The organism is Peribacillus sp. FSL E2-0159 (assembly GCF_038643155.1).
Taxonomy (GTDB): Bacteria; Bacillota; Bacilli; order Bacillales; family DSM-1321; genus Peribacillus; species Peribacillus simplex.
Genome location: NZ_CP152053.1, coordinates 3,929,524 through 3,955,019, shown reverse-complemented (window position 1 = coordinate 3,955,019; position 25,496 = coordinate 3,929,524). Strand labels below are relative to the sequence as shown.

27 protein-coding genes and 1 other annotated feature are annotated in these 25,496 nt (G+C 41.3%); of the genes, 23 read left to right on the top strand and 4 right to left on the bottom strand.

The annotated features are described in order from the left end of the window. Nucleotides 1-2: 2 nt before the first annotated feature. The 18 genes from NYE63_RS19295 to NYE63_RS19210 all read left to right on the top strand — a co-directional run bounded on the left by NYE63_RS19295 (nucleotide 3) and on the right by NYE63_RS19210 (nucleotide 17,684). Complete coding sequence (locus tag NYE63_RS19295; protein WP_342602322.1) at nucleotides 3-2,177, top strand: HD family phosphohydrolase; 2,175 nt, start codon at nucleotides 3-5, stop codon at nucleotides 2,175-2,177. Next, nucleotides 2,174-2,650, top strand: coding sequence for an rRNA maturation RNase YbeY (ybeY, locus tag NYE63_RS19290; protein WP_342602321.1), 477 nt, complete (start codon nucleotides 2,174-2,176; stop codon nucleotides 2,648-2,650). Before NYE63_RS19295 ends, ybeY begins: the two co-directional genes overlap by 4 nt. Beyond that, nucleotides 2,628-3,005: a diacylglycerol kinase family protein gene (locus NYE63_RS19285; RefSeq protein ID WP_063233011.1), complete on the top strand. Its 378-nt coding sequence runs from the start codon at nucleotides 2,628-2,630 to the stop codon at nucleotides 3,003-3,005. The genes ybeY and NYE63_RS19285 overlap by 23 nt, the downstream gene beginning before the upstream one ends. 39 nt (nucleotides 3,006-3,044) lie before the next feature. Then, nucleotides 3,045-3,443, top strand: coding sequence for a cytidine deaminase (locus tag NYE63_RS19280; protein ID WP_144479374.1), 399 nt, complete (start codon nucleotides 3,045-3,047; stop codon nucleotides 3,441-3,443). Beyond that, nucleotides 3,436-4,365, top strand: coding sequence for a GTPase Era (gene era / locus NYE63_RS19275; protein WP_262869625.1), 930 nt, complete (start codon nucleotides 3,436-3,438; stop codon nucleotides 4,363-4,365). Before NYE63_RS19280 ends, era begins: the two co-directional genes overlap by 8 nt. 100 nt (nucleotides 4,366-4,465) lie before the next feature. Continuing rightward, on the top strand, nucleotides 4,466-4,609 hold the full coding sequence (locus tag NYE63_RS19270) for a YqzL family protein (RefSeq protein WP_342602320.1): 144 nt from the start codon (nucleotides 4,466-4,468) through the stop codon (nucleotides 4,607-4,609). A 33-nt stretch (nucleotides 4,610-4,642) separates the two neighbouring features. Beyond that, complete coding sequence (gene recO / locus NYE63_RS19265; protein WP_063233013.1) at nucleotides 4,643-5,395, top strand: DNA repair protein RecO; 753 nt, start codon at nucleotides 4,643-4,645, stop codon at nucleotides 5,393-5,395. A gap of 58 nt (nucleotides 5,396-5,453) precedes the next feature. Beyond that, nucleotides 5,454-5,630 (top strand) — a binding site (T-box leader). Between the two features lie 99 nt (nucleotides 5,631-5,729). Further along, nucleotides 5,730-6,626 carry a glycine--tRNA ligase subunit alpha gene (glyQ, locus tag NYE63_RS19260; RefSeq protein ID WP_342602319.1) on the top strand — a complete coding sequence of 299 codons (897 nt, stop codon included), beginning with the start codon at nucleotides 5,730-5,732 and terminating at the stop codon, nucleotides 6,624-6,626. After that, nucleotides 6,613-8,682 (top strand): glycine--tRNA ligase subunit beta, encoded by a 2,070-nt coding sequence (gene glyS, locus NYE63_RS19255; protein ID WP_342602318.1) that lies wholly within the window; start codon nucleotides 6,613-6,615, stop codon nucleotides 8,680-8,682. The genes glyQ and glyS overlap by 14 nt, the downstream gene beginning before the upstream one ends. A gap of 162 nt (nucleotides 8,683-8,844) precedes the next feature. After that, nucleotides 8,845-9,483, top strand: coding sequence for a helix-turn-helix transcriptional regulator (locus tag NYE63_RS19250; RefSeq protein ID WP_063233015.1), 639 nt, complete (start codon nucleotides 8,845-8,847; stop codon nucleotides 9,481-9,483). A gap of 28 nt (nucleotides 9,484-9,511) precedes the next feature. Further along, the gene (locus tag NYE63_RS19245) at nucleotides 9,512-10,321 is read left to right on the top strand and encodes a pyruvate, water dikinase regulatory protein (protein ID WP_076366287.1); all 810 of its coding nucleotides are present in this window, start codon (nucleotides 9,512-9,514) and stop codon (nucleotides 10,319-10,321) included. 513 nt (nucleotides 10,322-10,834) lie between these two features. Then, on the top strand, nucleotides 10,835-11,290 hold the full coding sequence (locus NYE63_RS19240) for a YaiI/YqxD family protein (RefSeq protein ID WP_342605829.1): 456 nt from the start codon (nucleotides 10,835-10,837) through the stop codon (nucleotides 11,288-11,290). Between the two features lie 51 nt (nucleotides 11,291-11,341). Then, nucleotides 11,342-13,147 carry a DNA primase gene (gene dnaG / locus NYE63_RS19235; RefSeq protein WP_342605828.1) on the top strand — a complete coding sequence of 602 codons (1,806 nt, stop codon included), beginning with the start codon at nucleotides 11,342-11,344 and terminating at the stop codon, nucleotides 13,145-13,147. A gap of 35 nt (nucleotides 13,148-13,182) precedes the next feature. After that, the gene (rpoD, locus tag NYE63_RS19230) at nucleotides 13,183-14,316 is read left to right on the top strand and encodes an RNA polymerase sigma factor RpoD (protein WP_034308477.1); all 1,134 of its coding nucleotides are present in this window, start codon (nucleotides 13,183-13,185) and stop codon (nucleotides 14,314-14,316) included. 201 nt (nucleotides 14,317-14,517) lie between these two features. Then, the gene (locus tag NYE63_RS19225; RefSeq protein WP_342602317.1) at nucleotides 14,518-14,940 is read left to right on the top strand and encodes a hypothetical protein; all 423 of its coding nucleotides are present in this window, start codon (nucleotides 14,518-14,520) and stop codon (nucleotides 14,938-14,940) included. A gap of 338 nt (nucleotides 14,941-15,278) precedes the next feature. Next, nucleotides 15,279-15,647: a cytochrome c550 gene (cccA, locus tag NYE63_RS19220; RefSeq protein ID WP_342602316.1), complete on the top strand. Its 369-nt coding sequence runs from the start codon at nucleotides 15,279-15,281 to the stop codon at nucleotides 15,645-15,647. 214 nt (nucleotides 15,648-15,861) lie between these two features. Beyond that, nucleotides 15,862-16,569 (top strand): tRNA (adenine(22)-N(1))-methyltransferase TrmK, encoded by a 708-nt coding sequence (locus tag NYE63_RS19215; protein ID WP_342602315.1) that lies wholly within the window; start codon nucleotides 15,862-15,864, stop codon nucleotides 16,567-16,569. Beyond that, nucleotides 16,566-17,684 carry a Nif3-like dinuclear metal center hexameric protein gene (locus tag NYE63_RS19210; protein WP_342602314.1) on the top strand — a complete coding sequence of 373 codons (1,119 nt, stop codon included), beginning with the start codon at nucleotides 16,566-16,568 and terminating at the stop codon, nucleotides 17,682-17,684. Before NYE63_RS19215 ends, NYE63_RS19210 begins: the two co-directional genes overlap by 4 nt. A 48-nt stretch (nucleotides 17,685-17,732) precedes the next feature. Here NYE63_RS19210 and NYE63_RS19205 read toward each other — a convergent pair whose 3' ends face one another. Then, nucleotides 17,733-18,677 (bottom strand): 4-hydroxy-3-methylbut-2-enyl diphosphate reductase, encoded by a 945-nt coding sequence (locus NYE63_RS19205; RefSeq protein ID WP_063233021.1) that lies wholly within the window; start codon nucleotides 18,675-18,677, stop codon nucleotides 17,733-17,735. A gap of 125 nt (nucleotides 18,678-18,802) precedes the next feature. Then, nucleotides 18,803-19,489: a VrrA/YqfQ family protein gene (gene vrrA / locus NYE63_RS19200; RefSeq protein ID WP_342602313.1), complete on the bottom strand. Its 687-nt coding sequence runs from the start codon at nucleotides 19,487-19,489 to the stop codon at nucleotides 18,803-18,805. 401 nt (nucleotides 19,490-19,890) lie between these two features. Between vrrA and NYE63_RS19195 the strand changes: the two genes are divergently transcribed. Both NYE63_RS19195 and NYE63_RS19190 read left to right on the top strand, forming a co-directional pair. Next, nucleotides 19,891-21,204 carry a DEAD/DEAH box helicase gene (locus NYE63_RS19195; RefSeq protein ID WP_137024001.1) on the top strand — a complete coding sequence of 438 codons (1,314 nt, stop codon included), beginning with the start codon at nucleotides 19,891-19,893 and terminating at the stop codon, nucleotides 21,202-21,204. 12 nt (nucleotides 21,205-21,216) lie between these two features. Continuing rightward, a complete protein-coding gene (locus NYE63_RS19190; RefSeq protein ID WP_342602312.1) occupies nucleotides 21,217-22,113 on the top strand; it encodes a deoxyribonuclease IV in 897 nt (298 codons plus the stop codon). Nucleotides 22,114-22,221: 108 nt separating this feature from the next. On the opposite strand, the gene NYE63_RS19185 is transcribed toward NYE63_RS19190, so the two are convergent. Continuing rightward, nucleotides 22,222-22,482, bottom strand: a complete 261-nt coding sequence (locus NYE63_RS19185) for a DUF2624 family protein (protein ID WP_342602311.1) — start codon at nucleotides 22,480-22,482, stop codon at nucleotides 22,222-22,224. Between the two features lie 214 nt (nucleotides 22,483-22,696). Here NYE63_RS19185 and NYE63_RS19180 point away from each other — a divergent pair, with 214 nt between their 5' ends. The 3 genes from NYE63_RS19180 to NYE63_RS19170 are packed head-to-tail and all read left to right on the top strand — an operon-like array spanning nucleotide 22,697 to nucleotide 24,757. Continuing rightward, entirely contained in the window at nucleotides 22,697-23,461 is a 765-nt protein-coding gene (locus NYE63_RS19180) for a metal ABC transporter ATP-binding protein (RefSeq protein ID WP_342602310.1), read from the top strand. Nucleotides 23,462-23,482: 21 nt separating this feature from the next. Beyond that, nucleotides 23,483-24,316, top strand: a complete 834-nt coding sequence (locus NYE63_RS19175; protein WP_342602309.1) for a metal ABC transporter permease — start codon at nucleotides 23,483-23,485, stop codon at nucleotides 24,314-24,316. A 15-nt stretch (nucleotides 24,317-24,331) separates the two neighbouring features. After that, nucleotides 24,332-24,757, top strand: a complete 426-nt coding sequence (locus tag NYE63_RS19170) for a Fur family transcriptional regulator (protein ID WP_342602308.1) — start codon at nucleotides 24,332-24,334, stop codon at nucleotides 24,755-24,757. Between the two features lie 36 nt (nucleotides 24,758-24,793). Here NYE63_RS19170 and NYE63_RS19165 read toward each other — a convergent pair whose 3' ends face one another. Then, nucleotides 24,794-25,378, bottom strand: coding sequence for a hypothetical protein (locus NYE63_RS19165; RefSeq protein ID WP_342602307.1), 585 nt, complete (start codon nucleotides 25,376-25,378; stop codon nucleotides 24,794-24,796). Between the last annotated feature and the right edge of the window lie 118 nt (nucleotides 25,379-25,496).

Genomic DNA, 25,496 nt, shown 5'->3' with positions numbered 1-25,496 from the left:
CCTTGAATCGTATCCAGAAATTCTTCACTCAAATAAAAGGGCTGTTGGTCCATCGCTTTTTTCAAGTGCTATTGTTTATCATACTTGGGTTGTTTGCTTATGGGTTAATGTTCTCCAATGTTAAGCCGGAAAGGGTCCAGGTAGAGCTTTTTAAGCCTGCGGAACAAACGATCCGTTCAACCAAGACAGTGGAAGATACCTATAAGACTGAACAGGAAAAAGAAGAGATTTCAAAACAGGTGGCGGATGTTTATTCTTTAAAAAAAGAATATGCCAAAAATAAAGTCGATCTGATTTCATCCATTTTCGATTCAGCGATAGAGGTGAATAAAGAAACGGACCCCAATGAAGATCATAAAGAAGATGAGGGAAAAGAGGATAAAAAAGAGGTCGTTAAGACGGATGCTCAAAAAGTTTCCATTTTAAAAGAAAAATTGACCGATGAAGTCAATAAAAATATCGAGGAGTCCGTTTTCCTTGCTTTAGTTCAGGCGGATGAAGATGAGTTGAAAATAGCGAAGGATTCAACCATTACAGCCGTGAATAATGTGATGAGTTCCCGAATCGCTGCAAGTGACGTCGAAAATGCCAAGAAAAAGGTTGTAGAGGAATTGGATTATATGAGCATTAGTGGCGATATGAAAAAAGCCTCCACTTCCCTTGCGCGTACGGCAATCATTCAAAATGTATTTTTCGATAAGGACAAAACCGAGGAACAGCGAAGGAAAGCGGTTGAAAGCGTGGAGCCAATCAGGATCCTTCAAGGTCAGATCATCGTTGAAGAAAATCAATTAGTGGACAGGGATGTATATAGGCAGCTTGAACTGGCAGGCTTCCTAAATACGGAGTCTACCATTTATCCGTATATCGGCCTGCTGTTATTCATATTCCTGACCTTTGCCGCTTTTTATTACTTTTTCTACTATTCCATTTCCAAAAAGGATAACAAGTACAATCAGTTATTGATATTCAGTCTTGTCTTTATCCTTTCAATGGCTACCATGAAAACGGTCAGCATTCTGGCAGACCTGAAAAACTCGAATTTGGAATACATTTTCCCGGGTGCCATGGCGGCGATGCTCATCAAGATATTATTGAATGATAAGTTAGCGGTAGCAATGATCATATTGTTAGGTTCGTATGGTACGATTATATTTAATGGTGATACACCTGGAAATCTGGATTTCTCGATGGGGCTTTATATCATTTTCGGGGGATTGACGGCGATCATCATTCTATCTAGGCCCAATTTCAAATCAAAGGTGCTGGTAGCGGGTCTGCTATTGTCTTTAATCAATATGGCATTTGTTTTTTCGCTCATTTTTATTATGGACAGCCATTATACTAGAATGGAGTACTTGTATTATGCTGCTGCTGCCATAGGTTCTGGAGTGGGTTCAGCCGTTTTGACAATGGGCCTGTTACCGTTTTTCGAGGCTGGTTTCGGGATTTTATCATCGATTAAGCTTATCGAGCTCGCAAATCCCAATCATCCGTTACTGCGGAGGATCTTGATTGAGGCTCCGGGAACATATCATCACAGTGTAATGGTCGCCAATTTGGCGGAATCGGCTTGTGAAGCCATCGGGTCGAATGGATTGCTGGCAAGGGTCGGCAGTTATTATCATGATATCGGTAAAACGAAGCGGCCGCACTTCTTCATCGAAAATCAGATGAGTGAAGAGAACCCGCATGATCGGCTGCAGCCGGAAACGAGCAGGGATATTATCATTGCCCATGCCGTAGATGGCGGGGAGATGCTGCGCAATCACAAATTCCCGAAAGAGATTGTGGATATTGCAGAGCAGCATCATGGGACCACTTTATTGAAGTTTTTCTTCCATAAGGCAAAAAAACAGGATGAGGCCACACTCGAAACGGCTTACAGATATCCAGGTCCGAGGGCGATAATGAAGGAAGTAGCCGTCATCGGCATAGCCGATAGTGTTGAAGCTGCAGTGAGATCGATGAAGCACCCAACTCCGGAGAAGATTGAAGAGCTGGTAAGTTTCATCATTCAGGACAGGATTCAAGATGGTCAATTTGATGAATGTGACATTACTATGAGAGAATTGAGTATCGTGAAGCATTCCTTATGTGAATCGCTGAATGGTATCTTCCACTCCAGGATTGAATATCCGGAGCCGGATAAATTAGGACAGAAGGTGAAAGAATGATTTTGGCTATCGATTTAATGGATGAAACGAATGAAGTAACGGAGGAAGCTCAGCAGCTTGTTGAAAGCATTCTGCAATTTGCGGCAAGAAAAGAAAACATTGAAAAAGACACCGAGTTGTCCGTTACATTTGTAGACAATGATAGGATTAGGGAAATCAATAAAGAATATCGTAATAAAGATTCAGCTACAGATGTCATTTCTTTTGCACTTGAAGAAATGGGAGAAAATGAAGTGGAAATTGTCGGAGCGGAAATGCCCCGCATGTTAGGGGATATCATCATTTCCATTGAACGTACGAAAGAACAGGCTGAAGAATATGGTCATTCTTTTGACCGGGAACTTGGATTTTTAGCGCTGCATGGGTTTCTTCATTTATTGGGATTCGACCACATGAATGAAGAAGATGAAAAAGAGATGTTCACAAAACAAAAGGAGATCTTGGAAGAATATGGACTTTCAAGAGAAGGATAAAAAAAGGTATCCTTTATTAAAAAGTTTCTCTTTTGCCTGTCAGGGAATTTTGGAGGCTGTTCGGACTGAACGCAATATCAAGATTCATTTCGCGTTAACGGCAATCGTCGTATTCTTTGGTTGGTACTTCTCATTGAATGGGATGGAGTGGCTTTTCATTTTGGCAGCCATAGCCGGTACGATCACGTTGGAGCTCGTTAATTCAGCGATTGAAAGGGTAGTGGACCTGGTCACGGATCAAATCCATCCGCTTGCCAAGCAGGCAAAAGATATTGCAGCCGGAGCTGTATTCATATATGCTATATTTTCTATAATAGTTGGATTGATTATCTTTTTGCCTAAGTTTGGCCTGTAGGTTGCCGAAATGGTACTCAATTTGAAAGGAAGATGTGAATTGAATACAAAAGAATTGATTGAGGAAGCTAAAAAAGCAAGGGATAAAGCTTATGTGCCTTACTCCAAATTTAAGGTGGGGGCAGCCCTTTTAACAGCTGATGGAAAGGTCTATCATGGTTGTAATATAGAAAATGCTGCATACAGCATGTGTAATTGCGCCGAAAGGACAGCTTTATTCAGCGCTTATGCCCATAACGATAAAAAATTCACTAAACTTGCAGTCGTGGCAGATACTGATGGTCCCGTTTCTCCATGCGGGGCATGCAGGCAGGTTATTTCAGAACTGTGCGAAAAGGATATGCCGGTCGTTTTGACCAACTTAAATGGAGATATAAAAGAACTAACAGTACAGGAATTGCTTCCAGGAGCTTTTTCACCGGAGGATTTAAATGGATAAACTATTTGATGATACACAAGTAAAAGGTTACAAATCAGGTTTCATTTCAATTATTGGACGACCTAATGTTGGAAAGAGTACATTTCTGAATCGGGTCATCGGTCAAAAGATTGCCATTATGAGCGATAAACCGCAAACTACAAGAAATAAAGTCCAGGGAGTACTTACGCAAAACGATTCACAAATGATTTTCATCGATACACCCGGAATTCATAAACCAAAGCATAAGCTTGGTGACTTCATGATGAAAGTGGCAACGAATACATTGAAAGAAGTCGATTTGATTCTCTTCATGATCAATGCGACTGAAGGATACGGACGCGGTGACGAGTTTATCATCGAAAAACTTCAATCCGTAAAAACGCCTGTTTTCCTAGTTGTAAACAAAATCGATGCGATGCATCCAGATGAGTTACTTCCGATCATTGAAAAATACCAACAGCTTTATCCTTTTGCGGCAGTCGTTCCGATTTCAGCGCTTGAAGGGAATAACGTTGATACACTGCTTGAACAAATTAAGGAACATCTGCCTGAAGGTCCCCAGTTTTATCCAGCTGACCAAGTGACCGACCATCCGGAGCGTTTTATCATTTCCGAATTGGTTCGCGAGAAGGTACTGCACCTGACACGGGAAGAAATTCCGCATTCGGTGGCTGTTGTCATCGATTCAATTAAAAAAATGGACAACAGCGACACCATTAATGTCATGGCGACGATCGTTGTCGAACGTGATTCGCAAAAAGGCATTGTCATCGGAAAGCAAGGGAAAATGCTTAAAGAAGTCGGTAGCCGTGCCAGAGTTGATATCGAAAACTTATTGGGCTCGAAAGTTTTCTTGGAACTGTGGGTGAAGGTGCAGAAGGATTGGCGTAACAAAGCAAGCCAGCTCCGCGATTATGGTTTCAATGAGAGCGAGTATTAATTAACAAAATTTACGCGTCATGAAAGCTTGGAAAACGGTCAAGCTAATCATATGGTCGGATATTCATAATTGCTAGTTAAAAATGAAAGGTGGGCTTTATATGTTGGATTTTACCTGGGAATTATTTAGTGAAACAGGTAATGTGGACACCTATTTGCTGTTTAAGGAGATAGAAGTCGAGAGACAGGAAAGACACTTGGTATTGAATAATGAGCTAGCAGAAATTGATTTTCCTGTTTCATAGGTTAGTCTTGGCGAGCATGGGTGGTGTCTTGGTATGCTCCAAAAATGTGAGGGCATTGTCATAAGGCGAACTGCATATGGAGAAAATAACAAAATCATTACTATATATACCCGTGAGCTAGGAAAAATTGGCGTTATGGCTAGAGGAGCCAGTAAACCTAACAGCAGGCTTTCTGCCGTCACACAGCTTTTTTGCTCCGGGTATTTTCTTGTAACCACATCAACCGGACTCGGAAGTCTTCAGCAAGGCGAAATGGTCGATTCACTCCGTTTCATAAGGGAAGATCTTTTTGCCACTGCTTATGCTTCATATATTGTTGAATTGCTTGATAAAAGCGTCGAGGATAAGAAACCGAATCCATATTTGTATGAATTACTTTCGCAAACCTTGCATTACATAAACGAAGAATATGACGCAGAGGTTTTGAAATTCATTTTTGAAATGAAGATGCTGCCCGTCAATGGGATTAACCCAGTGCTGAATCAGTGTGCTGTATGTGGTGAAACGGAAGGGGAATTCTCCTTCTCGCTTCGGGAAGCGGGCTTTATCTGTCACCGCTGTCTGGGGAAAGACCCTTATCATTATAAAATTTCACCTGCTGCCGTCAAATTGCTGCGGATCTTTTATTATTTCGATTTATCAAGGCTCGGTAACATTTCCGTCAAGCCTGAAACGAAAAGAGAATTGCAGAAGATCATCGATGCTTATTATGAGGAATATTCTGGTCTGCATTTGAAATCAAAAAAGTTCCTGAAACAGATTGATACGATGAAAGATATGTTTTAGGATTCGACCTATTGACATTCCATGCTAGTTTGTATAAAATTCTAATCATCAAAATAAGAAGATTGCGTTGATGGAAAAGAGTATCTGTCATTCTCCATAAAAAGCGAACCCGGGACGGTGAAAGCCGGGATATGGATTTACAGGGAAGGGCGTTTCCGGAGCATGTTGCTTTGAAAAGAGGCCGTTTTATAAACGGCAATTAGGGTGGAACCGCGGGTATACTCTCGTCCCTATGCATTTCGCATAGGGACGGGAGTTTTTTGTTTGCCAAAATGTATTGGGTTCCGACCTTTAATTTTAATAAGAGCCTTTTTAAATAACCTGGAGGTGTACGATGAATATTCAAAATATGATTTTAACGTTACAAAAGCATTGGTCTGAACAAGGCTGCATATTAATGAATGCTTATGATGTAGAGAAAGGGGCTGGAACGATGAGCCCATACACGTTCCTGAGAGCCATTGGACCGGAGCCTTGGAGCGTTGCTTACGTAGAGCCTTCCCGCCGTCCTGCTGACGGTCGTTATGGTGAGAACCCTAATCGACTGTATCAGCATCATCAGTTCCAAGTGATCATGAAGCCATCGCCTGACAATATCCAAGAGTTATATCTGGATTCATTACGCGCTTTAGGGATAAATCCGCTTGAGCATGATATTCGCTTTGTGGAGGACAACTGGGAAAATCCATCACTAGGGTGTGCTGGTCTCGGTTGGGAAGTGTGGCTTGATGGAATGGAAATCACGCAATTTACATATTTCCAACAAGTGGGCGGCCTTGAGTGTAAGCCGGTTTCCGTGGAAATTACATACGGGATCGAACGTCTCGCCTCTTACATTCAAGATAAGGAGAACGTATTTGACCTAGAATGGACAGATGGATTCACAGTTCGGGATATATTTGGACAGCCGGAATACGAACATTCGAAATATACTTTCGAAACCTCCGACCTTGATATGCTGTTTCAGCTTTTCACGATGTATGAAAAGGAAGCGCATCGCCAAATGGAAGAAGGACTTGTACATCCTGCATATGATTATGTTTTGAAATGTTCACATACATTTAACCTTTTGGATGCAAAAGGTGCCATCTCGGTGACGGAAAGAACGGGATATATTGCCCGGTGCCGTAACTTAGCGCGTAAGGTTGCTAAAACTTTCTATGAAGAGCGGGAAAAATTAGGCTTCCCGATCCTGAAAGTGAAAGGGGAGAACACAAATGAGCAAGAGTGATTTGTTATTGGAGATTGGATTGGAAGAGCTGCCTGCCCGTTTTGTGACAGCATCAATGAAACAGTTGTCAGATAAAGTGCAGCAATGGCTAACGGAAAAAGCGATTGAATTCGGAACGGTTGAAGCTTTTTCCACACCAAGACGTTTGGCCGTATTGGTGAAAGACGTGGAAGAATCCCAAAAGGATATCGAAGAAGAAGCAAAAGGTCCGGCTAAGAAAATCGCTTTGGACAGCGAAGGCAACTGGTCTAAAGCCGCATTGGGATTCGTCAGGGGTCAAGGCATGACTTCAGAGGACATTTATTTTAAAGAACTCAAGGGTGTGGAATATGCCCATGTTAATAAATTCATAAAAGGACAGCAGACCGTTCAGCTTTTATCTGAGCTGCAGGAAATCATCAGCGGCATGACGTTCCCGAAAAATATGCGCTGGGCCAATCAGGAGCTCCGCTTCGTCCGTCCGATTAAATGGCTGATTGCCTTATTCGGCAATGACATTGTGCCTTTTAGCATTGCTGATGTGGAAACGGGCCGTGAAACAAAAGGACACCGTTTCTTGGGCGATAGTGCTATCATCGAGCAGCCGGAACGGTATGAAGATACGCTAAAAGAACAATTTGTAATGGCGAATCCAGATAAACGCCGACAAGTTATATTGGACCAGATTAAAGAGCTTGAGCAGGAGAAAGGCTGGATCATCCCAGTCGATGAAGATCTGCTTGAAGAAGTCAATAATTTGGTAGAGTATCCAACGGTGTTATTCGGACATTTTGAAGAAGAATTCCTTGAGCTTCCTGCCGAGGTACTTATCACATCAATGAAGGAACACCAACGTTATTTCCCTGTTAAAGATCAGGACGGGAAACTGCTTGCTTACTTCGTAACCGTGCGGAACGGCGATGACCGCCATTTGGATAAGGTTTCTAAAGGTAATGAAAAAGTATTGCGTGCCCGCTTATCGGATGCAGCATTCTTCTATAAAGAAGATCAGAAAAAAGAGATTTCGGATGCTTTGAAAAAGCTTGACAGCATCGTTTATCATGAAGAAATTGGTACATTGGCCGAGAAAACTGCCCGGGTAACTGCAGTGACCGGTGCCCTGGCGGATGCTTTGAATTTAAAGGCGGAAAAAGAAATGGCGCTTCGTACAGCGGCAATTGCCAAATTCGATTTGGTGAGTCATATGGTTTATGAATTCCCTGAATTGCAAGGGTATATGGGTGAAAAATATGCGCTCTTAAAAGGGGAAGCAAAAGAAGTGGCCGCGGCTATCAATGAACATTATATGCCAAGACATGCGGATGACAATGTACCGCCTTCAGTCATTGGAGCGGTTGTGAGTTTGGCTGAAAAAATTGATACTTTGTCTTCATTCTTCGCTATCGGCATCATTCCGACAGGTTCCCAGGATCCTTACGCTTTAAGAAGGCAGGCGAGCGGTGTCGTCCAAATTCTAGCTGAGAAGAAATGGAATATTTCTTTAGAGGAGCTTATTGTTTTAGGCCTTAAAGGACTGGAATCAAAAGACATTTTAAAACGTGATCTTGAAGAAGTTAAAGCAGATATGTTCACATTCTTTAAAGCCCGTGTCAAACATCTGCTTCAAGAACAGCAAATCCGTTACGATTTGATTGATGCAGTCCTTTTCAATGAGATCGGTTATATCCACTCTATCGTGGAACGTGCACACGTCTTGGATGCGAAAAAAGACGAAGCAGGCTTTAAAGAAAGCCTGGAAGCTTTAAGTCGGGTCATGAATATTGCCGTAAAATGTGACAATAAGGTGACAGTTGACCCTAGTGCCTTTGAAAATGATCAAGAAAATGCGTTATACGTAAACTATCAAAAAGTGGCAATGCGTTATAATGAATCTAAAGATGAGAATGAGCGATTTGAACAGCTTGTTTCGCTTCAATCGGAAATAGAGGCATATTTCGAGAATACAATGGTCATGGCAGATGATGAAGCAATCCGTAATAACCGTTTATCCTTAATGAAGGAAATCAGTGATTTAGTTGCAGGTTTTGCTGCCATGAATAAAATCATCCTTTCATGATCGAAAGGATGTATGGAAATCGGAAACCCTTTAAATAAGGGTTTCCGATTTCTTAAAAAGATAAATGGTCAATAAATAGGACAAAAATGCCCTAATTAAATAATTTAGTATATAATTATTAAATGAATAACTTTTGTTACTTTACTCTGCGAAAGCAGTGGGGTGGTGATTATAATCCAATTGAATAAGCGTCAGGAACTAATTTTACAAATTGTAAAAGAAAACGGACCGATTACTGGAGAACATATTGCGGATAGATTGAACCTTACCAGGGCGACACTTCGTCCAGATCTAGCGATTTTAACGATGGCAGGTTTTCTTGATGCCAGGCCCCGAGTGGGGTATTTCTATACAGGCAGGTCAGGAACACAGCTCTTGACAGATAGCCTTAACCATCTTTATGTACGAGACTACCAATCGATACCTGTCGTTGTTGACGAGGGCATTTCCGTATATGATGCAATCGTCATGATGTTTTTAGAAGATGTCGGAACAATGTTCGTAGTCGATAAGCATGCATTGCTTGTTGGTGTCTTATCAAGGAAAGACTTGTTGCGTGCGAGTATTGGGAAACAAGAGCTTAACTCCATTCCAGTCAATATCATCATGACTAGGATGCCCAATATTACAATGTGTTCAAAAGAAGACCTTTTGATTGATGTTGCCAAAAAATTGATTGATAAACAAATCGACTCATTACCGGTCGTCAAAGACACAGAAAAAGGCTATGAAGTGATTGGAAGGATTACAAAAACCAATATTACGAAAGCATTCGTAGCTTTGGCTGATGAAGGCTATTAGGGGGCTTGCAAAAGGAATGACGGAGAATATGAACGGTTCTATTATATATGTTGTATCGGATTCGGTAGGGGAGACAGCGGAATTGGTTACAAAAGCCGCTGCAAGTCAGTTCTCGGGATCTGCATTTTCCATAAAGAGAATTCCGTATATTGAAGATGAACAAAACGTGGATGAAGTGATATCATTGGCTAAGTTGGATGGGGCAATCATTGCTTACACTCTTGTGAAGCCAGCTATTAGAGCGTATATGAAAGCACAGGTCGAGAAAGAAAATCTGTCTGCTTATGACATTTTAGGGCCGCTCATGGACATCCTTCAGGAAAGGGCGCCAAAAGGGCCGCTTAATGAACCTGGTCTTGTAAGAAAGCTGGATGATGATTATTTCAAGCGTGTGGAAGCCATTGAATTTGCTGTAAAATATGATGATGGACGAGACCCTCGGGGTATTTTACGTGCAGATATCGTCCTTGTGGGTGTTTCACGCACTTCCAAAACGCCATTATCACAGTATTTAGCCCACAAACGCTATAAAGTTGCGAACGTACCTTTAGTGCCTGAAGTGGAACCTCCAGAAGAGCTGTTCCTGGTACCTCCTGAAAAATGCATTGGTTTAAAGATCAGCCCGGAAAAGCTGAACCATATTCGTAAAGAACGATTAAAGTCACTTGGGCTTAATGATCATGCCATTTACGCAAATGTGGAGCGCATAAAAGAAGAATTGACATACTTTGATACAATCATATCAAGATTGAACTGTCCTATCATTGATGTAACCAATAAAGCTGTTGAAGAAACAGCCAATTTGATAATCAATATCCTTCAAAACAAAAATCGTTGATCCCTATAATTAAGGCAAATCAAAATGTGAGCTAGACACTTTATGTGTCAGCTCACATTTTAATGCCAAGGTCAAATAAGGGAATAATAAGAATAAGTTCAAAATAATTACATAAAATTCCTCTTGGTTTCCAAATGTAAATCCATTGATTTGCATGGAAACACATTCGGAATTTAAATGTTGGCATCTTCTAATCAAATAGACTATAATAAAAAATTGTGAGAAAAAAGTAATCTTAAGGTTTAGACTTAATTAATAAGGAATAAACTAAAGGTTAATGAGATGTCAAGGTTTTTATCATAAAAATAATTCGACATGTTCCGTATAATTCAGGAGGGGTTGGTCTTTTTTCAAGGCAAAAGAGGCGCTTTCACTTAAATAACCAGGTATTCTTTGAAGAATAATGTGTGCTCTTTTAGAGGGAACCCTCTGAATCGATGCTGAAATTCACCATAACTTCATAAAGTTTAGGGGAGAAAAAGGATTATGCAGAAAGATGTAGAATTAGAAGGTATGAATAATAAACCTACGATACACGTCGATGCCGATGCATGCCCGGTGAAAGACGAAATCCTTCATTGTGCAAGTTTGCACGATGTTGAAGTCTGTTTTGTTGCATCATATAAAAATATGATGAATAACCCTGAAGGTAAATGGGTTTATGTCGATGCAGACAAAGAAGCGGCAGATCTTTATATAGTAAACTCAGTAAAAAAGGGTGATATTGTCGTTACTGCAGATATTGGTTTGGCTGGGACCCTGCTTCCTAAAAACGTTTATGTCCTTTCCCCAAGGGGAAAAGAATACACAGACGAGAATATTTTCATGCTCTTGGATATGCGTTATCAGTCGGCGAAACTCCGCAGGCAGGGCAAGCATACGAAAGGGCCGAAAGCATTCACAAAGGAAGATCGTGCAAGTTTTACAAATAAACTTTTGAAAACATTGTCGAACTTTGCAGGGGATTAGGAAACAGTATCGAATTAGAAACTATCACCAATATTGCAAGGTGGAAAAATGATAAATGGCCGTATAGAAGATGAGAAAATTAATCAAATTCGTGAAGCTGTTGACATTGTTGATTTAATTGGGGAGTATGTCCAGCTGAAGAAGCAGGGACGCAATTACTTTGGCCTATGTCCTTTTCATGGTGAAAACTCGCCCTCGTTTTCCGTTTCAACGGAAAAACAAATCTTTCACTGTTTTGGTTGCGGGGCAGGCGGAAATATTTTTACCTTCTTAATGGATATAGAAGGCTACAGCTTTGTGGAATCTGCAAAAGTTTTAGCTGAAAAAGGGAATGTTCCTTTGGATGTTGAAATCAATAAGGATTCCAAGCGTTCTAACATGCCGGCAGGCTCACAGCAAATGGTTGAAGCCCATGACCTGCTGAGGAAGTTTTATCATCATCTCCTCGTGAATACAAAAGAGGGGCAGGATGCTCTCGAATATTTACTTAAACGCGGGTTTACTGAAGAGACGATAGAAAAGTTTCAAATTGGCTACTCTTTGGATTCATGGGACTTCGTGTCCAAGTTTCTTTTAAAACGCGGGTTTCCAGCGGAATACATGGAGCAGGCAGGGCTTATTATTTACAGGGAAAAAGACGAGTCATATTTTGACCGTTTCAGAAATAGAGTCATGTTTCCAATTATGGATCATCAAGGAAATACGATTGCGTTTTCAGGAAGAGCGATGGGGGACGATGAGCCCAAATATTTGAATAGTCCTGAAACGCCAATCTTTAATAAAAGTAAAACTTTATATAATTTCCATCATGCAAGACCACACATACGAAAGAAAGAACAAGTAGTCATTTTTGAAGGCTTTGCCGATTGCATTTCGGCAGTTGGCGCAGGTGTAGAGAATGCGGTCGCTACAATGGGTACTGCCCTGACGGACCAGCATATCCAGCTTTTAAAAAGAAATACTGACCAGATACTTATTTGCTACGATTCGGACTCTGCGGGATTGAACGCTGCCAATCGTGCAGTTAATATGCTACAGGACCATGAGTTTTCCGTGAAAGTCGCTCTTATGCCTGATAACTTGGACCCCGATGACTACATAAAGGAATTCGGTGAAAAAAGCTTTGTTTCTGAAGTAATAGGGGCCAGTTTAACCTACATGGCATTCAAAATGCATTATTTGCGTCGAGGGAAAAATGTAAATAATGAAGGAGATCGAATTCAATATATCGAAGAAGTCCTTAAAGAAATTTCGCGATTGCCTAATGCAGTGGAGAGGGATCATTATCTTCGGCAGCTATCCTCTGAATTTTCCCTTTCATTGGATGCGCTGGAACAGCAGCAGCGTCAGGTGTTCTTTACGGAACGCAAGAAGGGGACACTGCCGCAGCCAGCAGCCCAAAAGAAAATGGCCCTTCAATATGAGCATAAGTTAAAGCCTGCTCACCATAATGCTGAAACGAAGTTGATTGCCCATATGCTAAAAAGCCGGGATATGACTTTCAAAATTCAGCAGTTGCTTGGGCAAACGGTCTTTCATGTAGATGAACATCAGGCAATCATCACCTATTTATATGCGTTCTATGAAGATGGACACGAACCGGATACAAGCTTTTTCCTTACTTATTTACCGGATCCAAACTTGAGAAGGATCGTTTCGGAAATAGAAATGATGTCAGTGAATGAGGAAGTTACCGATAAAGAACTGACCGATTGTATAAATCAAGTGTTGAAATATGAAAAGTTGTTAAAGATAAAAGAAAAACAAGTTGAAGAAAAAGATGCAGTTAGACGAAGTGATTATGTCACTGCTGCACAAATTGCCATGGAAATCATTAAATTGCGTAAAATGTTGTAGTCGTTTAGGTGTAAGTCCTGGAAGGAGGGGAACTAATGGCTGAAAAACCAGCACGTTCCAAACAAGTTGATAATGAATTTAGCCTTGAACAGGTGAAAGAAAAATTACTAGAGCTAGGTAAAAAACGAGGCTCTTTGACTTTAGAAAAAATCGCTGAAATGATTGGCGGTTTTGAGTTGGATTCCGATCAAATGGATGAGTTCTATGAGGTGTTAGCAGAAAACGGCGTCGAAATACTCACTGATGGTGAGGAAGACGAGGATGAAGATGATCCAGATGAGAAGAAACTTGCAAAAGAAGAAGAGTTTGACTTAAATGATTTAAGTGTTCCTCCTGGCGTTAAAATTAATGACCCGGTACGCATGTATTTAAAGGAAATTGGTCGGGTCGACCTTTTATCTGCAGAAGAGGAAATCTCTTTGGCGACGAGAATTGAAGATGGAGATGAAGAAGCGAAACGCCGTTTGGCAGAAGCTAACCTTCGTCTTGTTGTTAGTATAGCCAAGCGCTATGTCGGACGCGGAATGCTTTTCCTTGATCTGATTCAGGAAGGTAATATGGGACTTATCAAAGCAGTGGAAAAATTTGATTACCGCAAGGGATTCAAATTCAGTACGTATGCAACATGGTGGATTCGCCAAGCGATAACCCGTGCCATTGCCGACCAAGCAAGAACGATCCGGATACCGGTGCATATGGTGGAAACCATTAATAAATTGATCCGTGTCCAAAGACAGCTTCTTCAAGATTTAGGACGTGAACCTTCTCCGGAAGAAATTGCGGAGGATATGGACTTAACTCCGGAAAAAGTTCGTGAAATCTTGAAAATAGCTCAGGAGCCTGTTTCATTGGAAACGCCAATAGGTGAAGAAGACGATTCACATTTAGGTGATTTCATTGAAGATCAGGATGCGACTTCCCCATCGGAACATGCAGCATATGAACTATTGAAAGAACAGCTTGAAGACGTATTGGATACTCTTACAGACCGTGAAGAGAACGTCTTGAGACTCCGCTTTGGACTTGATGATGGCCGCACCCGTACTCTTGAAGAGGTAGGTAAAGTGTTTGGGGTCACCCGCGAGCGTATCCGTCAAATCGAAGCGAAGGCGCTACGTAAACTGAGACACCCGAGCCGCAGCAAACGCTTGAAAGATTTCCTGGAATAGAATATATATGCCCTTAACAGAGCCCTCTTTGAATGCCCAGCGTTCGGGAGCGGCTCTTTTTTTGCTCCGATGTAAAAATATCCTTGGAAGAACAATACTTATCAATTTTTATGTGTAATGGAAATTAATTTTACAAAAGAAACAATTTACACAAAAAGCTAAGCCGTTAAAAGAAATGATCATCATGGGGATGTGAGATTCATGTATGAGATGAGAAAGAAAATCATCATTCAAGAAATAAACTCCTGGAAGGAAAGTCGTATGATTCCGGAGCAATATTGTAATTACCTGCTTGCACTATCCTGTCAAGGCGAACTTCCGCCATCAAAATCGAATAAAACCCGGAGCAAAAAAAACGTCTTTTCTGGGGTGTTGATTGGGACCCTTTTTGCATTAATTGTATTTTTGAATTATTTTACTGAAATACCCATAAGAATGCAAATGCTTATGACAACAATTTCAATGCTTGTCTTTGGGCTGGCGGTCCGCCGTAAACGGCAGGAAAATCATTTTTCAAATGGCGTTGATGGGAATGGCGCTATCATTGCTTTTATTAACTGTCAGTTTGGCGGAATTCATGGTACCCGGCAAAGTGAGTATCCTTTATATTTTCTTGTCCATTAATTGCGGGCTCTGGATTCTAATGGGCAATAAACTGAAGCTGCTCCATTTTTCCATAGCGGGAGGCCTGGGAGCACTGGTCACTCTTTATTTTTTATTAATATAAATTCATGAGATTTCAGCGGTTTTAAATAATGATTTTAGGGTAGTATGAAACATATGTAAGAAAAAGTAAAATTGTTTGGAAATATACATAAGTTTTTGACAAATTTAAGAAATTATATAATATCTTCTATTTTTGGGCTTTTACTTGAAACTCTTTTCAAGTAAAATAATATATAGCTGTTTGTATATAATATTAAATATGGTAAGTTAAGGTTCTACATAGGGGAGGAAATACTATGAATCGCAATCCAGTAATGCCTTTTATTATTATCATGGTTTTTGGTATTGGACTTATGTTTTTACTTTCGTTTAAAGGTTTGGGTGATGCCAAAGATCTTGCTAAGGAAAAAGAGGGCGGCGAAAAGACAGAGGAAAAAGAAAGCGCTTCGGCATCACCTGAGGACATCTATAAGCAAACTTGTATCTCATGTCATGGTGACGCCTATCAAGGCGGTGTCGGACCTGCTCTAAAAGGAGTTGGCGACCGTCTGTCGGTTGACGAGGTTAAAGACGTGATCACTAATGGACGAGGTGGAATGCCACCAGGTTTAGTCGAAGAACAGAACATTGACGCCATGGCCGAATATATTCATGGACTGAAATAATTCATGAAACTGACTCAAGAAATCGTTGGAAGGCGACTTTTTGAGTCAGTTTTTCATTTATTCAGAAAAGGAAGATTCCGGATGGATGGTTTCTATTGCCCACTGATAGAAAGAGCCTATTTCTCCTTTCTGTAATTTTTCGATTGAACTTGGTATAATCGAATGGGAAACTAATTATAGTAAGACATTATTTGAATTAAGAGAGTTGATAAATATGAATCATGAAAAACTATCGATGAGATTAGAACGTGTTGCCATACATATACCAAAAGGAAGCATCCTTGCAGATATAGGCTCAGACCATGCTTACTTGCCTTGCTATGCGGTGACTAACGGCTTGTGTGACAGCGCTATAGCTGGTGAGGTTGTAGAAGGGCCCTATCAGTCAGCACGCAAGCAAGTGGCAATGACGGGGCTTGGGGACAAGATAGAGGTCCGTAAAGGAGATGGGCTTGAAGTATTGAATCCCGATGAAGCGACATGCATTACGATTGCCGGCATGGGAGGGACTTTAATATCAAGTATATTGGAAAGCGGAAAAGGGAAACTCGGCAAGGCAAAAAGGCTTATCCTTCAGCCTAATGTCGGTGCTGCGAATGTTCGCAGCTGGCTAATCGATAACGGCTGGGAACTTAGTGGAGAGGAAATCCTTGAGGAAGATGGGAAAATCTACGAGATCTTAATTGCCGAAAAAGGAGACCCGCTCAGGCCTTATGGGGTAAACAAGCAAGCCGGCCTCACTTTCGGTCCATACCTAAGAGAGCAATTCAGTGACATTTTCATAAAAAAATGGCAGCTTGAGAAAAAACATTTGGAAAGAATCATCGAACAATTGGATGAAAGCGGAAGAAGCGGGCTGGAAACGAAGCGCAATGAATTAAAATCCCAAATTTCAGTAATTGAGGAGGTGCTTAAAGGTTGAAGACAGTGAATGGTCACAAAATCATTGAAACGTTTGAACAATTTTCCCCAAAGCATTATGCAATGGAGGGAGATCCGATCGGGCTGCATGTCGGTCAGCTCAATAAGCCGGTTACTAAAGTGCTGATTGCCCTTGATGTGCTGGAAGAGGTTGTAGACGAAGCGATAGAATATGGCGTGGAATTGATCATCGCCCACCATCCGCTTATTTACCGACCATTGAAAAGGATCGATACAAACGTAGCTGGAGGCCGCATCATCGAAAAGCTGATCAAACATGATATCGCTGTTTATGCTGCACATACCAATTTGGATGTTGCTAAGGGCGGGGTGAATGATTTACTTGCCGAAGCGCTACAATTGCAGGACACAGAGGTATTGATTCCAACTTACGAGACAGCTCTAAAGAAATTGGTCGTATATGTTCCAAAGACCGACGAACAGAAGGTGAGGGAAGCCCTAGGTAAGGCAGGGGCGGGAGCGATTGGGAATTACAGCAATTGTTCGTTTTCGGGGGAAGGTACCGGACGCTTCTTGCCAGGTGAAGGCAGTGAACCGGTAATTGGCTCTAAAGGAAAGCTTGAAGAAGTAGCTGAAATGCGGGTTGAAACGATATTTCCGGAAAATATCGAGAAGAAAATGCTAGCTGCGATGATTAAAGCCCATCCATATGAAGAAGTTGCACACGATATATATAAGCTGGAGAATAAAGGGGAGTCTCTTGGGTTAGGGAAGATTGGTGTACTTGCTGAAGAAATGACACTTGAACAATTTTCCGAACATGTGAAGCGGACACTCGATGTTGAAAAGGTGCGTGTCGTTGGAGATTTGCAAAGTCCAATAAAAAAAGTAGCCGTTTTGGGCGGGGACGGCAATAAATACTTTACGACAGCGAAATTCAAGGGAGCAGATGTATACGTTACAGGTGACATGTATTACCATACAGCCCATGACGCGATGATGATTGGATTGAATATCGTGGATCCAGGCCACAATGTTGAAAAGGTGATGAAAAAAGGTGTAGCACGAATCCTTGAAAAAATGTGCCGCGAAAGGAACTATGATGTGGAATTCATTCCATCCCGACTGAATACAGACCCTTTCCGCTTCATTTAAATAACACGAAAAAGGCAGCCCTTAGTGGCTGCCTTTGTTTTTGTTCAATCATTTCTTCACTTTAATCTTAGGTAAAATCTTATGCAATGGCGTTTTCTTTTCGGTATTCCAAGTCGATTCATCATTTGCTTCATATTGCTCTAGAAATGCGATAACTTCTTTGGTAATCGGTGTTGGTGTAGAAGCCCCCGAAGTGACGGCAACCGTTTCTGCATCTTTTAGCCATTCAAGGTTCAGCTCGGAAATGTCAGCTATCCGATAAGCTCTCGTGCCGGCAATCTCTTTGGAAACTTGTGCAAGGCGATTTGAATTATTACTCTTGGGGTCACCGACAACGATTAAAACATCAGCTTCGCCAGCTTGCTCGGCAACCGCTTCTTGGCGAACCTGTGTAGCTAAACAAATTTCCTTATGGACTTCGGCATGTGGGAACTTTTCCTTGACCTTATCCATGATATCCAAAACATCCCATTGGCTCATCGTTGTTTGATTGGTGACAATGATCTTATCACTATTCAAAGTCAAAGCTTCCACATCTTCATCTTTTTGAACCAGGTGAACGACATCGGGAGCAACTCCGACAGCACCCTCTGGTTCCGGATGGCCTTTTTTGCCAATATAAATGATTTGATAGCCTTCCGCTTCTTTCTCCCGAATTAAGTCATGTGTTGCGGTAACATCGGGACATGTTGCATCGAGGGTGACAAGACCTTTTTTCTCAGCGATCTTCCTAATCTCAGGTGAAACGCCGTGAGCAGTAAAGATGACGGTTCCGCTGTCCACTTGTTCGATGATATCGTTGCGGTTGCTGCCGTCCAATGTGATGATGCCTTCTTCTTCAAACGCATCCGTCACATGTTTGTTATGAACGATCATTCCTAAAATGTAAATGGGACGTGGCAAGGTTTTATCTAAAGCCGCATTTCGGGCGATGACCATGGCATCGACAACGCCATAACAATAGCCGCGCGGGGAAATTTTAATTACTTTCATCTATGTGTCCTCCTTCAAGGCAAGAAACTCTCACTTTTTATACCTTTCTATTATATAAGACCATAGATGATATTACAAAACATCATATTTACATAAAATCAGTTATGGTGAATTTTTTGTAGACTTTAAATATAAAGCTTGGGACCGGATGATCTTTTCCTTTTGGTTTCGGTATGAACTTGTGTGATGGGGTTAGCTTCTTTAGCTTTTTCTTTTTTCTTCGAATCCGTTTTTACATCATTGTTTTTTTGTGCCTCAACATTTGGCCCGCTTTCAACGGAAGCTCCCTGGTCCTCGGTATCACCGGCTGATGATATGCTCCGGAAAACTTTCCACATGGAAGGCAGGTTTTTAATCACCGGTCCGTATTGTTCCACCATAGGCGTGAATTGTTCTGCTGCTTGCAACACTTTTTGCGTGTTAGAAAGCATATTATTAAGTGAATCGGGATTTTTTAATGTTTCTAAGATACCGCCTCCGCTGCTTCTTGAAGAACTTTGGTTAGTGGAAGCAGCTGGCGCAAACAAATTGGGTGAAGCCGCATTTTTTTTTGACTTACCAAGTATTTTTGACAATAACCCTTCTTTCTTTGCTGGCGGCATTTCCTGCCGCTGGGGTTGGATGAAAGGTCCTCGGAATCCTTGTGGTCCCTGTGGCCCCTGCCGTCTGTTTGGAACCATCGGCCGCTGCATCTGCTGATAAGGGTGGGGGATTTGCGGTGACTGTCTGAATGGAGCAGGGTGCTGCTGCATCCTTCGACCATTGGGTGGCTGAAAACCGGGTCCGGGTTGACGATTATTATTTGGGAACATAGGTTTCACCTCCTCAAATTTTATATGCTGGTGTAATCTTCTATATAAATTATGCAACTCGACAAAAAAGGTTTGAGGAAAGAGTGACTGGGCAGTTGTGAAGTAACCGGAAAGAAGGTAAGATGGTAACGGTAGTCTTTTAGCTCCATGTCTGCGGGGGATACGCTATGACCAGGACAGGGGCTTTTCATTTGCAGGAGTCCATTTTAAGAGAACTAGCCTCAGCGCATGCGCTTTTGTGATTTAAGTAAATGGGTCACAGTGAGAAAAGTTGATTGCCTGCCCATTTTGGGACAATCCCTATTTTCTTCACGAGCAACCCAGGCGCTTGCGCTTTTTGTGTAAAATTTATTATAATAACAGGACATGTCTAATGACTGACAGGATAAAGGAGTTTTTTGATGAAACAAAATCAATTTGAACGATTTAATTTGAAAAGCTACATTCTAGATGCGGTTCGTACTTTAGGGTTCGATAAGCCGACGGAAATTCAAGAGCGCGTGCTTCCGTCGCTTTTAAAGGGAAGTAGCTTAATTGGACAGTCGCAGACAGGTACAGGAAAGACACATTCCTATTTGCTGCCGATCATGAACAGGCTTGATGCCGGTAAAAATGAGGTTCAAGCGATTATTTCCGCACCAACCCGTGAGTTAGCGAACCAAATCTACAAAGAAGCTTTGAAAATTGCTGACCATTTCCCTGAGGATGAGCAGATTCAAGTCCGTTGTTTCATCGGTGGTACTGATAAACAGCGAATGATAGATAAATTGAAGACACAGCCGCAACTGGTAATCGGTACGCCGGGCCGGATCAAGGATTTGGTAGAAGCTCAGGCACTACAGGTGTATACAGCAAAAATGCTTGTAGTCGATGAAGCGGACCTTATGCTAGACATGGGATTCATTGAAGATGTCGATTTATTTGCATCACGTATGGCTGAAAAAATTCAAATGCTTGTCTTTTCGGCAACCATCCCAGAAAAATTGAAGCCGTTTTTAAATAAATATATGGAGAATCCAAAGTATGTTCAAGTGAATCCAAAGCAGGCGACCGCTTCGAAAATTGAACATGTTCTTGTACCGCTTCGCCACCGTAACAGAGAGCAGTTACTTCATGATATCATCGTTCGTTATAATCCATATTTGGCGATTGTTTTCACGAACACAAAGAAAATGGCGGATCATGTGGCTAACTCCTTGATCGAAAAAGGGTTGAATGTCGGCCGTATTCATGGTGATTTATCGCCTCGTGAGCGTAAAAAAATGATGAAGCAAATCAATGATTTGGAGTATCAATTCATCGTTGCGACAGATCTGGCTTCCCGTGGAATCGATATTGAAGGTGTAAGTCATATCATTAACTATGAATTACCTTCAGATTTGGATTTTTACATCCATAGGACGGGAAGGACGGCTCGTGCCGGATATTCAGGCATTGCCACTACCATTTACGATACATCTGATGAAGATTCATTGAACCGCCTTGAAAAAATGGGCATTGAATTCCGTGATGCCGATATCCAAAACGGTGATTGGGTTGATATCGATGAGCGTAATAAACGGAAAAACCGTAAAAAACAAAAATCTGATATCGATGTTAAAGCGAGCAGGCACGTCAAGAAGCCGACTAAAGTCAAACCAGGATACAAGAAGAAAATTCAACGAGATGTGGAAAACTTTAAAAAACGCGAACGTCGTATACAGAGAAAGAAATAGGGGAGAAATCAGATGCTGAAGATTGGATCGCATGTTTCAATGAGCGGGAAAGGTATGCTTCTTGCTGCGAGTCAAGAAGCGGCTTCGTATGGCTCCAACACATTCATGATCTATACAGGGGCCCCTCAAAACACAAGACGTAAAAAAATCGAGGATTTAAATATCGAAGCCGGAAGACTGCATATGGAGGAGAATGGAATCAGCGATATCGTTGTTCATGCCCCGTATATCATTAATATAGGAAATACCACGAATCCGGCCACATACGAGCTTGGAGTCAACTTCTTACGCACCGAAATCGATCGGACCGAAGCGATTGGCGCAAGGCAGATCGTACTTCATCCAGGTGCGCATGTTGGTGGAGGCAGTGAACTGGGAATCAAGAGGATCATCGAGGGTTTGAATGAAGTGCTGACAGCCGACGATAAAGTTCAGATTGCCCTTGAAACGATGGCGGGTAAAGGTACTGAATGTGGCAGGTCTTTCGAAGAGCTGGCGATGATCATTGATGGTGTAACCCATAATGAAAAATTATCGGTATGCTTCGATACTTGCCATACTCACGATGCCGGATATAATATCATTGATGATTTTGATGGCGTACTGAATGAATTTGATAAATTGGTTGGTGTTGACCGCATCAAAGTCCTTCATATTAACGATAGCAAAAACGAACGCGGCATGCGTAAGGACCGCCATGAGAACATTGGATTTGGTCATATCGGGTTTAAGGCGTTAAATGATATTGTCCACCATCCGCAATTAAGCACCGTTCCGAAAATCCTGGAAACACCTTATGTAGGGGAAGACAAAAAAGACAAAAAGGCACCATATAAATTTGAAATTGATATGTTCAAGAATAATCAATTCGAAGAAGATTTATTGGAAAAGATCAAATTCCAACAATAATCATAATAGAAAGGGACGATTCATCGAAATAAAGATGAATCGTCCTTTCATTTTGCATTTGGTTTAAGTATGCCCATTCAAAGACTGCGGAAAGTAGGCTAAGATCCTTTAAAAAGTGGAAGTAAGGTTGTTAAAAAGGGCTTCTATTTCCCTGGCTGTGCTTGCTCCGGCAACTTTTGTAATTTGACCAAGTACATTCTGTCTTTGACGTATATCAAAGATGTTAATATTTTTACCTGCTAGAAGTGCAGTAATATCCTGTGCTTGTTTTTGGGTAAGTGCAACCTTATGCTGTTTAGCAAGGGAAAGCAATTCATCAGGGCGTATACTGTTGATTTTATGATTGACCATCATTTCAAATAATTTCAAACGATCTCCTCCTTTGTTAATACATATGAAGGGGGAAGACGTATGTGAACATGAACTTTATTTGATTTTTGGGAAATTGTTTAAGCTAACATTTTTTTTTTGGTTCAGGGTGGATCGGCACTTGTTCAAAGGACCGGATTCTTTACATCTGGACTTCTTTGATTTATACTAACGATTGTTAATCGTAATGATTCTTAAAAAATAGGTGATCTCTTTGGATAATGTAGTAAACCCCATAGTTAAATTTGAAGATATATCTTACAAATATACAAAAGATCTAGTGCTGGAACATGTTTCGCTTGATATTCCCAGAGGGGCCTTCCTAGCTATCGTCGGGCCGAATGGATCCGGTAAATCAACGCTTTTGAAGTTGTTGCTTGGTCTGTTCAAGCTCCAAAAGGGGAAAATTGAAATATTCGGGGAAGACATTCGACGCTTTAAAGATTGGCAAAAGGTCGGGTTTGTTTCCCAAAAGGCGAATTCTTTCAACTCAGGATTCCCCGCCACTGTATTTGAGGTGGTTCAGAGCGGTTTGACCAAAAAAATAGGCTTATTCAAGTTCGCTGGCAAAGAGGATAAGCAAAAGGTGAAGAAGGCTCTGGAATCTGTGGACATGCTTGAATATCAGAACCGTAATATCGGGGAATTGTCCGGAGGCCAGCAGCAGAGGGTATTCATTGCCCGTTCACTGGTAAGCGAGCCGGAATTGATGATATTGGATGAGCCCACGGTTGGCGTTGATTCAAAAAACGTCCACCAATTTTATGAAATGCTTGAGATGTTGAATAAAAAATTAGGAATAACCCTGATTTTAGTAACTCATGATGTTGGTACTGTGACCGATAAAGTCACACATGTCGCCTGCTTAAATAAAAAGCTTCATTTTCACGGGGATGCCTGTGAATATAATGGGTTGGATGAAGGTGAACTCTCGTCCATTTATGGACATGGAGTCCAATTTTTAAATCATGATCATTAATATGTTTTGGAGGATAGCCCAATGATATCGGGGATATTGCAATTTGAATTTTTGCAGAACGCATTCTTGACCGGAATCATCATCGGAGCGATTGCGCCATTAGTGGGCGTTTTTGTCGTGGTAAGGCGGATGTCGATGATTTCCGATGCGCTCAGTCATGTAGCGCTTGCTGGTATAGCGTTTAGTTTATTGCTGCAGAAGAGCTTTCTATCTCTAGCAGGATTGAATCCACTTTATATAGGAATGGCGTTTTCTGTAGGTGGTTCATTATTCATTGAAAAATTAAGAGGGGTGTACAAGCATTACCAAGAGCTTGCAATCCCGATCATAATGTCCGGCGGCATGGGACTTAGTGTCATTTTCATATCCATTGCAGATGGTTTCAATACCGATTTATATGGTTATTTATTCGGCAGTGTCAGTGCCGTCAGCCGGGCGGACTTGTATGTCATTATGGCAGTGGGGATAGTCGTTGCCTTGATGCTCACCTTATTGTATAAAGAATTATTTCTGTTATCTTTTGATGAAGAGCACGCCAAAGCGTCTGGAATACCTTATAAAGCGATTCATTTTATTTTTATTGTCATGGTCGCATTGGTCATTGCCGCTTCCATGAAAATCATTGGCATATTACTTGTTTCTTCGCTCATGACGCTCCCGGTAGCTGCTAGTCTCCGTTTTGCGAAGGGCTTTAAGCAGATGATTGGTTATTCGGTATTATTCGGTGAAGTTTCTGTCATAGGCGGATTATTTTTATCATACAACCTTGATCTCGCTCCTGGTGGGACCATTGTAATAATAGCTGTGCTAATTCTCATCTTGTCAATTTTGTTTGATAAGTGGAAAAATCGATAGATGGGGTGATGTATTTTGAACGTAACTACAGCCATGCAACTATTAAAAGATAAAGGTTTTAAACATACAGGAAAGAGGGAAGAAATGCTTCAGCTTTTCTCTTCCAGCGATAAATATTTAACGGCAAAAGATGTATTGGAGAATATGAAACAGGATTATCCTGGTTTAAGCTTCGATACGATTTACAGAAATCTTTCCTTATTTGTCGACCTGGGCATCTTTGAAACGACCGAGTTGGAAGGGGAGAAGCATTTTCGTTTTACATGCGGTCATTCTTCCCACCATCACCACTTCATCTGTTTGAATTGTGGAAAAACGAAAGAAATCGAATTGTGCCCGATGCAGGAACTTGAGGAAAGCTTGAAGGACTACGATGTTTCGGGGCATAAATTCGAAATTTACGGACGCTGTCCCGCATGTAGCGTATCTTTGGAAGCATAAAAACCATTGACCTTCAGTCAATGGTTTTTTCTTGTCTCATTTTATAGTTACTGGTTTCCCTGACATCCAATTATTCACCCAGGCAGAGGCTTCTTGCCAATTGTTGACCCGAATCACCCTTTCAGGCACGGGATCTTGGTTATAGGGGGTATTAAATAAAATCACGGGTATTTTACACTCTTCTGAAATCGCCACTGCATTATCGTGCTTGTCCTCTAAAAAGAGATCGACTTCGAATTTTTTGGCTGCAGCCACTTTATCGTGTGAACCTACAAGCTCTATATGATCATATAGAACTTCATTCATTGTGAACCAATTTTTGGTTACATCCAATAAACGGTTGCTCCTGGCACTGATGAAATAAAGGTTAGCTTGTTCTGTCCATTTTTCCAATACATCTTTCGCACCCTCAGCCAATAATGATTCGGAATAGATGAGTGGCTCGCTCTCAATGAACCATTTAGTGAAATCCTCTTTTGGAACATTCACGAAGGGGAATAAGTCATATTCGGTAATGTCTTCATAAGCTAAATTCAGCTGAAAAGCTTTATTTAAAAAGGGGACCATGGAATCAGGTCTTGTAACAGTCCCGTCTATATCGATGCCAAAACGTTTTTTCATGATGAATCTCTCCTCATTTTCAATACTTGTAATAGTGTAACATATCCCATCATAGCTTTGGCAAGAACCCATATTTATTTCCAAGACATGAAACCTTTTTCACGGTGGTTCCTGCAAT